This window comes from Methylotenera sp., from assembly GCF_029945535.1.
Classification (GTDB): Bacteria; Pseudomonadota; Gammaproteobacteria; order Burkholderiales; family Methylophilaceae; genus Methylotenera.
This window is the reverse complement of record NZ_JAQSCU010000010.1, coordinates 735,728-748,369: the sequence shown is the minus strand read 5'-3', so window position 1 is coordinate 748,369 and position 12,642 is coordinate 735,728. Positions and strand designations below refer to the sequence as shown.

At 41.5% G+C, this 12,642-nt stretch carries 15 protein-coding genes; 1 reads left to right on the top strand and 14 read right to left on the bottom strand.

The window, feature by feature from the left end:
- Positions 1–215 precede the first annotated feature (215 nt).
- A complete protein-coding gene (locus PSU72_RS06610) occupies positions 216–779 on the top strand; it encodes a hypothetical protein (RefSeq protein ID WP_300431520.1) in 564 nt (187 codons plus the stop codon).
- A gap of 63 nt (positions 780–842) precedes the next feature.
- Here PSU72_RS06610 and PSU72_RS06605 read toward each other — a convergent pair whose 3' ends face one another.
- The 14 genes from PSU72_RS06605 to plsX all read right to left on the bottom strand — a co-directional run bounded on the left by PSU72_RS06605 (position 843) and on the right by plsX (position 12,515).
- A complete protein-coding gene (locus PSU72_RS06605) occupies positions 843–1,229 on the bottom strand; it encodes a hypothetical protein (protein ID WP_300431519.1) in 387 nt (128 codons plus the stop codon).
- Positions 1,230–1,329: 100 nt separating this feature from the next.
- Positions 1,330–2,094: an MBL fold metallo-hydrolase gene (locus PSU72_RS06600; protein ID WP_300431518.1), complete on the bottom strand. Its 765-nt coding sequence runs from the start codon at positions 2,092–2,094 to the stop codon at positions 1,330–1,332.
- Positions 2,095–2,110: 16 nt separating this feature from the next.
- Positions 2,111–2,884, bottom strand: coding sequence for a TatD family hydrolase (locus PSU72_RS06595; RefSeq protein WP_300431517.1), 774 nt, complete (start codon positions 2,882–2,884; stop codon positions 2,111–2,113).
- 81 nt (positions 2,885–2,965) lie between these two features.
- Complete coding sequence (locus tag PSU72_RS06590) at positions 2,966–3,337, bottom strand: PilZ domain-containing protein (RefSeq protein ID WP_013148046.1); 372 nt, start codon at positions 3,335–3,337, stop codon at positions 2,966–2,968.
- A gap of 60 nt (positions 3,338–3,397) precedes the next feature.
- Positions 3,398–4,402, bottom strand: coding sequence for a DNA polymerase III subunit delta' (gene holB, locus PSU72_RS06585; protein WP_300431516.1), 1,005 nt, complete (start codon positions 4,400–4,402; stop codon positions 3,398–3,400).
- A gap of 14 nt (positions 4,403–4,416) precedes the next feature.
- On the bottom strand, positions 4,417–5,022 hold the full coding sequence (gene tmk / locus PSU72_RS06580) for a dTMP kinase (protein WP_300431616.1): 606 nt from the start codon (positions 5,020–5,022) through the stop codon (positions 4,417–4,419).
- A gap of 24 nt (positions 5,023–5,046) precedes the next feature.
- On the bottom strand, positions 5,047–6,042 hold the full coding sequence (gene mltG, locus PSU72_RS06575; RefSeq protein ID WP_300431515.1) for an endolytic transglycosylase MltG: 996 nt from the start codon (positions 6,040–6,042) through the stop codon (positions 5,047–5,049).
- Positions 6,039–6,863: an aminodeoxychorismate lyase gene (pabC, locus tag PSU72_RS06570; protein WP_300431514.1), complete on the bottom strand. Its 825-nt coding sequence runs from the start codon at positions 6,861–6,863 to the stop codon at positions 6,039–6,041. Before pabC ends, mltG begins: the two co-directional genes overlap by 4 nt.
- 143 nt (positions 6,864–7,006) lie before the next feature.
- Entirely contained in the window at positions 7,007–8,239 is a 1,233-nt protein-coding gene (fabF, locus tag PSU72_RS06565; protein WP_300431615.1) for a beta-ketoacyl-ACP synthase II, read from the bottom strand.
- A 139-nt stretch (positions 8,240–8,378) separates the two neighbouring features.
- Complete coding sequence (gene acpP, locus PSU72_RS06560) at positions 8,379–8,615, bottom strand: acyl carrier protein (RefSeq protein WP_013148035.1); 237 nt, start codon at positions 8,613–8,615, stop codon at positions 8,379–8,381.
- A 109-nt stretch (positions 8,616–8,724) separates the two neighbouring features.
- On the bottom strand, positions 8,725–9,465 hold the full coding sequence (fabG, locus tag PSU72_RS06555) for a 3-oxoacyl-ACP reductase FabG (protein WP_300431513.1): 741 nt from the start codon (positions 9,463–9,465) through the stop codon (positions 8,725–8,727).
- A 44-nt stretch (positions 9,466–9,509) separates the two neighbouring features.
- Positions 9,510–10,436 carry an ACP S-malonyltransferase gene (fabD, locus tag PSU72_RS06550; protein WP_300431512.1) on the bottom strand — a complete coding sequence of 309 codons (927 nt, stop codon included), beginning with the start codon at positions 10,434–10,436 and terminating at the stop codon, positions 9,510–9,512.
- Between the two features lie 76 nt (positions 10,437–10,512).
- Positions 10,513–11,463 carry a beta-ketoacyl-ACP synthase III gene (locus PSU72_RS06545; RefSeq protein WP_300431511.1) on the bottom strand — a complete coding sequence of 317 codons (951 nt, stop codon included), beginning with the start codon at positions 11,461–11,463 and terminating at the stop codon, positions 10,513–10,515.
- Positions 11,460–12,515 (bottom strand): phosphate acyltransferase PlsX, encoded by a 1,056-nt coding sequence (gene plsX, locus PSU72_RS06540; protein ID WP_300431510.1) that lies wholly within the window; start codon positions 12,513–12,515, stop codon positions 11,460–11,462. The genes PSU72_RS06545 and plsX overlap by 4 nt, the downstream gene beginning before the upstream one ends.
- Between the last annotated feature and the right edge of the window lie 127 nt (positions 12,516–12,642).

The following is a 12,642-nucleotide window of genomic DNA, read 5'->3' as shown; positions in this document are numbered from 1 at the left end:
CAAAAAATTATCGTTTTGATCTGTAGTTCTGGCAGATTATTTCCTGCATATTTCCGCATCACTTTTAAAACATGTTGCTAGATTAACGAGACTCTAATGACTGTGAAATACGCAATATTGCGTAGGTGATAGCTAAGTGTTGATTTGAAAAATGTGCTAACTTTGCTAACAATTCGATGTTGTTTAAATTGTTTACTGGTGAAGGGTTAGCAGAGATGATGCATAGTTATGCAAAAAGATGGATTCAAACGAGTGTGCTATTGGCTACATTGTTACTAAGCGCCTGTGGTGAGCTTGCTTATAAACGTGGCGCCACAGCTAATGATTTAGAAGCTATGAAGAAAACTTGTACGTCGAAAGACTCTTCCAAAGTGGCCGTTGCAAAATGTATGGCTGATAATGGATGGACTGTTCAAAACCTAGATGGAACAGAGCCCATAGCCTCAATGCAAAATGAACCTGATCCTGTGATAGAAGCCACTGAGAATAAAGATAATCGCCAAACAGCAAAACCAGCTGTTGTTAGCAAGCCCAATACTGCCAGCGTAGAAAACCCCTCTCCAGAAAAAAAGAAGCCTGCTGACCCTATGGATACCTTCAAAATAAGCTCATGGTGGAAGTTAGGCGGCAGCCCTGACAATCTAAAGAGCTCAATTCAAGAATGTGTCAAATCACTTGGAGAAGCTCATGAACCGAATGTGGAAAGCAAAAAAGTAACTAGAGGCTTATTGCTGTGTATGCAAAAGAAAGACTGGCATGGCTTACGTGATAAACAGTAAGTTACAATAAATAAAGCCGAGAATTATCTCGGCTTTATTTATAAAAAACGCACGTATTTAATGTTATCTATTATTAAAAAATGCAATATTCATGACTTTGTCGTTTACAAAAGTAATCTCTGTTTCTTTGTAAGCATGTTTTGGATCATATTTAACTAAGTTTTTGTAGTACCACATTTCTACGTTTACACGTTTAGAGTCTTTCTCATCAGCACCTACTTTGCCCAGAAAGCCTGTAGCACCAGCGGGTTTGACTGATAGTTCTTTTTTAAATGGGGCGCCTAATTTATCAGAAATCACCTTTTTAGTTTTACCGCTAAATGAGTTAAGAAACTGATCTTCGGTATAAGTTTTACTGGCAGAAGCTGCATTAACTTGGCTTAAGCTTACGGTGACTAACATTGCTGCAGTTAGTAATACTTTAACGGTTTTATTGATGGTGGATTGCATTGATTAAATCTCCTAAACGACTTGTAATTATCTCACTTATAGCTTTTTTACGCACTAATAGAACGTTTAAGTTTAACGTTCGTAAACAACTTTCGCTGACTCAATCAGCAAATACTTTTAATCCATCATAACCAACAAATACATTTTTTGGCAACCGTTCACTTAAGGCTGCAAATTCAAGTTCATGCGTCATATGAATCAAATAAGTTGAATCAGCTTGAATAAGACTGGCGTAGTGCAAGCTTTGTTCCAAATTAATGTGCGTGTAGTGTGTTGTATATCTAAGGCAGTCTAATAATAGAACTTTTAAACCTTGCAGTAAGGCCAACGAGGCCTCAGGAATGCTTGATACATCAGTCAGGTAAGCTATGTCACCGATTCTATAACCATAAATATCACTATTTCCATGCTTAAGTGGAATTGGTATGACAGTTTGTTCAAAAAGCTGGAATGGTGCGCTGATTATATGCGTTTTTAATACAGGTAAATCCCAAAAGTTACTGGGTTCACGCAAGGTGTAGCCAAACTTATCAGCGATATGTTGCATAGCATCGTGGCTACCATAGAGCGGGATCTGCGTGCGTTGAATTTGACAAAACGCTCGCAAATCATCAATGCCATGTAAATGGTCAGCATGAGTGTGGGTATATAGCACGGCATCAATGCTGTTAAGCTTTTCCCTAAGTGCTTGCTGACGTAAATCAGGCCCTGTATCTATTAAGATCGACTTGCCATTTTCCAGATGAATAATGCTGGAACAACGCGTGCGATTGTTGCGAGGGTCAGTTGAAGCGCATGTGGGACATTTGCAGCCTATCATAGGCGTTCCGGCGCTTGATCCTACCCCTAACATCGTCAATTGCATAAAATTTTATCTGTAGCTAGTTAGCTACAGCGTGCCTAAATAAACGGAAGAAATTATTGGTGGTAGCTTGTGAAACTTCTTCCAAAGAAATACCGCGCAGCCGAGCAATCTCTTCTGCCACATGCTTTACGTAACTTGGTTGATTGGTTTTGCCGCGATAAGGCATGGGCGCTAAGTATGGAGAATCTGTTTCCACCAACATTCTGTCTAATGGGACTTGCCTTGCAACCTCTTTAATCGTGAGTGCATTTTTAAAAGTCACAATGCCTGAAAATGAGATATAAAAGCCCAATTCAATCGCTTGCAGTGCCACATCTAGATTTTCAGTAAAACAATGCATAACGCCGCCCACCTGCTGCGCATTCTCTTCACGCATAATACGCAAAGTGTCTTCAGCTGAATTACGTGTATGAATAACTAAGGGCTTTCCACAGGCAATAGCTGCACGAATATGTTTACGAAAACGTGTACGCTGCCATTCTAAGTCGCCGGTTAATCTAAAGTAGTCCAACCCTGTTTCACCAATTGCGATAATCTTTGGATGATCTGCAAGCTTCAGAAGCTCATCCACACTGGGTTCATCAATATCTTCGTAATCTGGATGCACGCCAACTGACGCATAGAAGTTATCGTTAGCTTCAGCCAAAGCCAGTACTTGCGGAAAATCTGGCAGCGTGACTGATATGCACAATGCATGCCCCACTTCATTTTCTTGCATTGCCTGTTTGATAGCAGGCAAGTTTTCTAGAAGTTCAGGGAAATTAAGATGGCAGTGGGAATCAACAAGCATGTTTGGTTTTCGTAATTACTTCACGTAAATAAATTTATAAGTGGCGTCGAAACTACGATGCGAATTGCACCGTAATTAGTATTACATCGTATGTGTTGCGCGAGATGATTTTAATGCGCTTCCAAGTAAGCCTTCAATTTTATTTTTAGCTTCAATACCGCCATCTTTGTCGCTAAACTGCACACCAACACCTTGTGGCCGGCCCGCTTGAGCCGCTGGTGTAACCCATACCACGTGACCTACAACCTTAAGTTTCATCGGATCATCAATCAAACTTAACAGCATAAAAACTTCTTCGCCAATTTTAAAGGGCTTGTTAGTGGGGATAAATAACCCGCCACCTTTAACATACGGCATATAAGCAGCATAGAGCGCTACTTTCTCCTTAATTGCGAGCGATAAAACGCCTGGTTTTGGAATGTTATTAGTATTTTCTGCTAGGTCTTCAGCCATTATTGATCTCTACAAATACTAGTTATAAATGTCGTCTTTTGAGTTTAATTGAAAGTTTAACTAAAAAACTCGAGTGTATTCAAGAAGTAAGCTTTCCATTTGCAATTCATGATTCAAAGGATGCAGCGCTAGTTTACGCAGTGCTTCAATTTTCTTTTGCAACTGAAACAAGCTACTCAAGTTTACCTTGTCTGCTAACACTTGCAAAGCTGTGGTATGCATTGCATGGTAACGTACTTGGCGAGATAACCGCATTGCAACAATATCATAAATCCATTTTTGCAAGGCAATTATGCCCGACTCCACTGAGCTCGCAATTAATGTAGGCGCAGCAATATGTGGCTGTAACTTGCTACCAAGGGCTAATAGCCGCCATATTTCACCTAGTTGCGAGAATTGTAATTGTTCATTAAACACTTTAATTGGCGAGCCATCTAAGTAAGCAAGCTGCTCTTTAGCATTTTGCACGCCTTGTTCACTAAGCCATGCTAGTGATTGCGTATCAGTAGGCATAGGCATGTTTATTTTTTGGCAACGACTGATAATAGTTGGTAATAACCGCTGTAGTTGATGTGCCACTAGAATGAATACAACACCCTCCGCAGGCTCTTCAAGCATTTTAAGTAGCGCATTGGCTGAAGCCAAATTAAGTGCTTCTGCAGGGTGAATAAGTACGATACGCGCCCCATCACTACGGTGGCTAGACATACTTAGAAAGTCACTTAAATCGCGGATCTGCGTGACAGAGATTTGTGTTTTCTTTTTGGTTTTCTTTGCGGAGATGCCTTCTTCATCGGCCTCAGATTCTTGTTCTGGGCTTAAAAGACGGAAGTCTGGGTGGCTTTCTTCTTTAAACCAATTGCAACTTGAACAAGCACCGCAAGCGTGCCCTAAGTCATCTTGATGCGCACATAAAAGCGACTGACTAAGCTCTCTAGCGAAGTCATATTTACCAATACCAGCTCGACCATGTAATAACAAAGCATGTGCTCTACGCTTGTCATCTTGGTTTACAAGCTGCCAAGTTTTGGTTTGCCATGGGTAAATTTTTACTTTTGAAATCATTTATTTTATATTAATCATAATGTTGAAACTATTTCTTCAACTGATCGTTTAACTTCTTCCAAAGGCCTGTTAGCATCAATCACTCTAAATCTTCTTGGATTTTCTTTAGCACGCCGCAGATAAGCATTCCTAATACGTGCGAAAAAATCTGCGTTTTCACGCTCAAATTTATCTGGCTCGCGAGCATTGGCTAGTCTTTGTATGCTGACCTCTACTGGTACATCAAACAATAGTGTGACATCTGGCTGCAAATCTCCCTGCACCCATTTTTCTAAAAGTTGAATCTTATCCACATCCACGCCTTTTGCACCGCACTGATAAGCGTATGTGGCATCAGTAAAACGGTCGGACAGCACATAAGCCCCTCGTAACAATGCGGGCGCTATCACGTTAGAAATATGTTCACGCCTTGCAGCAAACATTAGTAGCGTTTCAGTTTCAGCATGCATATTTTCATGCAGTAAAAGCTCACGTAATCGCTCTCCTAGCGCTGTTCCGCCTGGCTCGCGGGTTGATACTACTTCGTGTCCACACGCTTGAAGAGTAGCGATAATGCTGTCGATGTGCGTGCTTTTTCCCGCACCATCCATGCCTTCTAAAGTGATAAATTTAGGTTTAATGAGTTGATTAGTCATAAAGATTGCTTATTTTTTTAATTGATACTTCACTACCGCTCGGTTATGTTCTTCCAAGCTGCTTGAGAATGCATGGCTACCGTCGCCCTTACCCACAAAATACAAGGCTTTAGTATTGGCTGGATGCAAAGCCGCCTCAATAGAAGCTAAGCCTGGCATGGCAATTGGCGTGGGAGGCAAGCCGTTGCGTGTGTAGGTATTATAAGGCGTGTCAGCAATTAAATCTTTCTTGCGAATATTGCCGTTATATTGTGCGCCCATACCATAAATAACGGTTGGGTCGGTTTGCAATCGCATCCCTATACGCATTCTATTGATAAACACTCCCGCAATCATTGGACGCTCAGCCGCCTTGCCAGTCTCTTTTTCGACAATGGACGCCATAATCAATGCTTGGTAACTATTTTTATACGGCAATCCTGTAACACGCTTACTCCAAGCATCATCAAGCTTATTTTTCATCGCATCATAGCTGCGTTGTAGCACAATGGTATCTGCAGTATTGCGATCAAAATAATAGGTATCTGGAAAAAACAAACCTTCTGCCACGTTATATTCAGACCCTACTTTTCTTAATATTTCAGATTCAGAAAGTACGCTAATCGTTTGTTTTACCGCATCATTTTTTTCAAGCTTACTACGCATTTGCGCAAATGTTCGCCCTTCAATGAACGTTACACTACCTTGGGTTGCCTTACCATGATTCAGCGAAAGCAATAATTGATAAGGTGTTACGTTTCTGTTTAAGGTGTAATCACCCGCTTGCAGATATGATTCTTTGTGTAGTACTTTTGCAATCATGATGAATCGCCAAGGCTCCGTTAATACGCCCTGCTGCACTAACTGATTAGCAATACTTTTTAAACCACTTTTAGGCTGAATAGTAATTTCTTGGCTATTTGGCTGTAGTTTTAATGACGAAACTGCATAATAAGCCAGCCATCCCGCCAACGCCAAACTCACCAATAAGCTTAAAAACAACCACTTTTTTATTCGCTTGATCATGTCTTCAATGCATCTCTAATATTTTTAGCTAAATTTTGTACTGGGAATTTTTTATGATCAATTTTACTTACTGATAGCGCGCCATATAAACTATTGCAGATAATAACTTCATCAGCCATAGCCATTTTGGTAAACAGTAACGGTTTAACCTCGACTTTTAAGCTGAGTGTACTGGCAAGCCAAATAATTCGTTGCCTTGTGATACCTGCAACACCGCAAGCACTTAAGTCTGGCGTAATTAATATATTATCAAAACGTGCGAAAATATTGCTCATCGTGCACTCTATAGCATTGCCTTGTTGGTCCAGCATTAAGCCATCGAATAAGCTTTCATCATTCCACTCCATGCGTGCTAACACATTTTCAAGCCGATTAAGATGCTTAATGCCTGCAAGCTTATTTTGTTCTGGTAATCGTGTTTCACACAGGTGTAAATTCACACCTTTTACGAAAATATCCGGCGCATATTTAGGAATAGCCGATTTAATAACAACACGGGTCGGATTGGTAATCGCTGGCGGCGCATAACCACGCGCGCCCTCACCTCTGGTAACGATGATTTTAGCTACTTCTGGCTGATTTTCAGTCACTGAAAACAGCTGCTGCATATCACTAATCAGCAGCTCTGCACTTGGACAAACAATACCGATCGCCGCGCAATCTGCCACCAACTTTTGATAATGTAATGGCCAATTGTCCGGCTGACCACTACGAATTAACATCGTACGAAAAACGCCATCGCCATAAGCAAAACCACGATCTAACGGTGAGATTCCTTGGTTAAAGTCACCGTTAATCAAATAAGTATTTTTATGATTCATAAGCCCTAATTAAACCATAGCAACAGCCAATTACATAGTAGAAGCTACCTTACTACGAAGCAATTGGAATAAAAAAGCCTGCGAAATAAAGTTCGCAGGCTCGTTATAGCTTTAAAGAATTATCTAAACAGTTAAAACTATAGCTATACCTTCTTAAACACCAGACTACCGTTAGTACCACCAAAGCCAAAGTTATTCTTTAACGCATAGGTGATTTTCATATCGCGCGCTGTGTTTGCACAATAGTCTAAGTCACACTCCGGATCTTGATTAAAGATATTGATAGTTGGTGGTGACACTTGATTGTAAATAGATAGCACAGTAAATACTGATTCTAAACCACCAGCACCACCAAGCAAGTGACCTGTCATGGATTTAGTTGAGTTAACCACTAGGTTTTTAGCGTGGTCACCAAATGCCGCTTTAATCGCATTGGTTTCGTTAGAATCGCCTAACGGCGTAGACGTGCCGTGCGCATTGATGAATTGAACTTCACTAGGATCTATTCCAGCGTTGTTCATCGCATTACGCATCGATCTACGCGGCCCATCCATGTTTGGAGCGGTCATATGATAAGCATCTGCGCTCATGCCATAACCACTTAATTCAGCATAGATTCTAGCGCCACGTGCTTTGGCATGCTCATACTCTTCAAGTACTAAAACACCAGCGCCCTCTCCAATAACAAAGCCATCACGGTCTTTATCCCAAGGGCGACTAGCAGTTGCAGGATCGTCATTTCGAGTAGATAACGCGCGTGAAGCAGCAAAGCCGCCAACACTTAAGCGCGTAATAGCAGCTTCTGCTCCACCAGCAATCATCACGTCGGCATCACCATATTCAATCATGCGTGAAGCGTCACCAATCGAGTGCGTACCTGTTGTACAAGCCGTCACAATCGCTACGTTTGGACCTTTTAACCCGAACATAATCGATAAATTACCTGAGATCATATTAATAATCGTGCCAGGAATAAAAAATGGTGAGATTTTGCGTGGGCCTGATTCTTGATAAAGAATGTCTGTATCTTCAATAAATTGCATACCACCAATGCCAGAACCAATCGAAACGCCGATACGCTCAGCATTCTCTTCTGTCACTTCAAGACCTGAATCCTTAAACGCCTCAATTCCTGCAGCTAAGCCGAATTGAATGAATGTATCCATGCGTCTAGCGTCTTTCGCTGAAATAAAATCTTCAGCATTAAAGTTTTTTACTTCACCGGCAATAGTTGAAGAAAAAGCGCTAGCATCAAATTTGGTAATTTGTGTAATGCCAGATTTACCAGCAATAATGTTATCCCAAGCAGTTTTAACACCAATACCTACTGGTGAAACCACACCAAGACCTGTAACAACGACGCGACGTTTATTTATAGCATTAGACATAAGAAGAGTCTCTTAGAAATGATTAACCCAGAAACCTTTTACAAAAAATTGTTAAATGATTTCTGGGTTTTGCAGCAATTGCAAGGCGTTAGCCACTAATAACAGTGCTCTCAACGCCTATGTGAATTTATTTTAAGTTCGTATTGATGTAATCAATCGCTAGTTGAACTGTAGTGATTTTTTCTGCTTCTTCATCAGGAATTTCACAATCAAACTCTTCTTCTAGTGCCATTACAAGCTCAACGGTATCGAGCGAATCAGCACCTAAATCATCTACAAATGATGATGAGTTTTTCACATCAGCTTCATTTGCACCAAGTTGCTCAGTAACAATTTTTTTAACACGTTGTTCGATGTCAGACATCTAAATACCCCTTTAAATTAAAAATAGCCATATATAAAATCTATATGTAAAAATATAGTACAGCTAAGACGATATTCTACCAAAACTCAAGCAGAATATAAAAAAACTTTTACACCATTAACATGCCGCCATTCACATGAATTGTTTCACCAGTAATATAGGCTGCATTTGGTGAAGCAAGAAATGCCACGGTAGCCGCAATCTCTTTTACGTTACCTAAGCGCCCTGCTGGAATCCTTGCAAGCATTTTAGTGGTCACTTCTTCAGGCAATTCAGCCGTCATATCGGTATCAATAAAGCCTGGTGCTACACAATTTACAGTAATGCCGCGACTACCAACTTCTGCGGCTAATGACTTGGTAAAGCCTGTCATGCCAGCTTTTGCGGCTGCATAATTTGTTTGTCCTGCATTGCCCATATGTCCTACTACAGATGAAATGCTGATAATACGACCTGTACGAGCTTTCATCATTGGGCGCAATACGGCTTGGCTCATGCGGAAAACAGAAGTCAGATTAGTGCTTAGGACGTCATCCCAGTCTTCATCTTTCATGCGCATCAATAGCGTATCACGAGTGATCCCCGCATTATTCACCAAAATGCTCACATCACCATATTTTTCACTGATTGTTTTTAATATCATTGCGACCTGTGCAGCATCATTGACGTTTAAGGCAATGCCTTCGCCTTTGATATTTGCGCTAGCAAAAGTGCTGCTGATTGAAGCTGCACCATTATCTGAGGTTGCTGTTCCAATAACAATCGCACCTTGTTCGCCAAGTGCTTGTGCAATAGCAGCACCAATGCCACGACTCGCACCAGTGACTAAAGCAATTTGTCCAGTTAACATGTTAAGCCTTTGTATAAATTATATTTTTATTAAATAGAACTATCTTAGAGCTGGCTTTGAAACTCATTCAAAGTCTCATTAGTAGTCAGCGCTATGCATGACAACTCAGCCACTATCCGTTTAGTCAAACCCGCTAGAACCTTGCCAGGACCACATTCTGCTGCCTGCGTTATGCCTTGTGCATGAATGGCTTGTACAGTTTCTACCCAACGCACGGGACTATATAACTGGCGCACCAGAGCATCTTTAATTTTTACTGCATCTTGGTATGCTGCAACATCTGCATTTTGTATGACTGAGATTTGTGGCGCATTTACCGTTACATTTTTCAAGTATTCTGCAAGCTTTACTGCAGCTGGTTTCATCAGCGCACAATGAGATGGCACACTGACAGGCAATGGTAATGCACGTTTAGCGCCTTTCACTTTTGCTAATTCCATACCGCGTTCTACAGCTGCTTTATTGCCGGCAATGACTACCTGTCCCGGTGAGTTAAAATTTACCGCCTCAAGCACTTCATTTTGCGCGGCTTCTGCACACACTTCACGCACTAGAGCATCATCTAAACCCAATATTGCCGCCATCGCACCAACACCAGCAGGAACTGCGCTTTGCATTACCTCAGCGCGGTAGCGAACTAATGGAAGCGCATCAGCAAATGATAAAGCGCCAGATGCAACCAAGGCCGTATACTCACCGAGACTGTGACCAGCTAAAACGCTTGGAAGCTTGTCAGTAGAGGCTTGCCAAACGCGCCAAGTAGCAATGCCAGCAATCAGCATAATAGGTTGAGTATTAGTTGTTTCGTTAATAGCCTCATTAGGCTCAGTAGTCATAGACCAGAAATCAAGACCCAGAATATCTGAGGCTTCGGTAAATGTATCGCGAATAATAGCTGACTCGCCAAAACCATTCATCATACCAACTGATTGAGAGCCTTGCCCAGGAAATATAAATGCAAATTTATTCATAATATTTTTACTGCTAATTTATTTTTATATAGTTACTTACAGCAACTGGTGAACCGACAATACTTCTGGCACGAAGTTAATACTTAATTAAGGCAGAACCCCAAGTAAAACCGCCACCAAAAGCTTCCATTAAAATAGTTTCACCACGTTTAATACGACCATCGCGCACTGCCGTGTCTAACGCTAATGGTATAGATGCAGCGGAGGTATTACCATGCTTATCCACGGTAACCACTACATTATCCATGCTCATATCTAGTTTCTTGGCAGTAGCTTGCAAAATGCGAATGTTCGCTTGATGCGGCACTAACCAATCAATATCGGATTTTTGCATGCCATTGGCTTCTAGCGTTTCATCCACAATCGCATCTAAAGTATTCACAGCCACTTTAAATACACCATTGCCTTCCATCACAACGGTATCGCGACCATTTGGATCTTCGTTGCGAGGTACGTGCAACATTTTTTCATAATTTCCATCAGCGTGCAAATGCGTAGAGATGATTCCCTGCTCTTCGCTTGCTTGCAGAATGACCGCACCTGCACCATCGCCCCACAAGATGCAATTACCGCGATTGGTCCAGTCAACAATTCGTGAGAATGATTCAGCGCCAATCACTAAAGCACATTTAGCAGCGCCAGCTTTTATAAAGTTATCGGCTGTAGCGATTGCATAAACAAAGCCACTACAAACAGCTTGAATATCAAATGCAGGGCAGCCGGCAATACCAAGTTTATTTTGCAATATCACCGCAGTGCTCGGAAAAATCTTATCTGGCGTTGTGGTAGCAACAATAATTAAATCAATATCGCTAGCTTGAATACCTGCAGCCTCAATGGCATTACGTGAAGCATGCAATGCTAAATCGCTTGTAAATTCGTCATCTGCAACAATGTGACGTTCGCGAATACCAGTACGTGAAAAAATCCATTCATCCGTGGTATCAACCATGCTTTCCAAATCAGCATTGGTAAGTATTTTTTTTGGGAGATAGCTCCCTGTTCCTGCAATTCTGGAATTCGTCATTCGTTGTCCGAGCTATTTGTATTAGCGAAAGCAATCTGTTGAGATTGTATATGCTCAATTTCTAATTGTTCAGTAATGCGCTTGAGAACGCCACTGCGAGATTCTTCAACGGCAGTATGAATGGCATTTAAAAACGCGATGCTATCTGCCCCACCATGGCTTTTCACCACAATACCACGTAAACCTAAAAAACTCGCGCCATTATAATTGCGCGGGTCCATACGGTTTTTAAAAGCTTTTAATACTGGCATTGCAACCAAGCCCATTAGCTTGGTCAGCCAGTTACGTTTAAATTCCTGTGCAAGAAAACGACTCATCATTTGCGCCAAGCCTTCAGAAGCTTTTAACGTGATATTGCCAACAAAGCCGTCACAAACAACGACATCGGTCGTACCTTTGAAAATATCATTGCCTTCTACGTTACCGTAAAAATTAAGGTGGCTTTTGTGCAATAACTCGCCTGTTTGCTTAACAACCTCATTGCCTTTAATATCCTCAGACCCAATGTTTAGCAAGCCTACTGTTGGCTTTTCTTTATGTTCTACGCAAGAAACCAACATACTTCCCATGACAGAAAATTGTAATAATTGTTCCGGCGTGCAATCAGCATTTGCGCCTAAATCCAGTATATAGGTTTTACCTTTTTGGCTAGGGAATATGCCTGCGATAGCTGGTCTATCAATTCCTGGTAAGGTTTTTAGCACGAATCTTGCTGTTGCCATCAAGGCACCTGTATTACCGGCACTGACACAAGCTGATGCTTCACCGCTTTTAACCAAGTTAATGGCAACGCGCATGGAAGAGTCTTTTTTATTTTTTAACGCGCTCTGAGGCTGCTCATCCATGGTCACCACTTCGCTAGCATGATGAATACGTAAGCGTGTGCTTGTTGTTGCTTTGCGCGCTTTCAACTCAGCTTCAATAGCATCGCTTAAGCCAACCAATACGATATTAAGCTCATCGTCATCTTTAAGCGCTTTAAGCGCGGCTGGTATTGTTACATGCGGGCCGTGATCACCACCCATTGCGTCAATTGCGACAGTTATGTCCATAGCTCTACTCGGTTTTTAAGGGGCTAATGCGTATGCATTGAATTCAAAATTCATTTGCGCCACGCATACACCAACGCCGCACCAGTACTGGAGCGGCGTCAATGATATCAATGCACTATTTAACAAA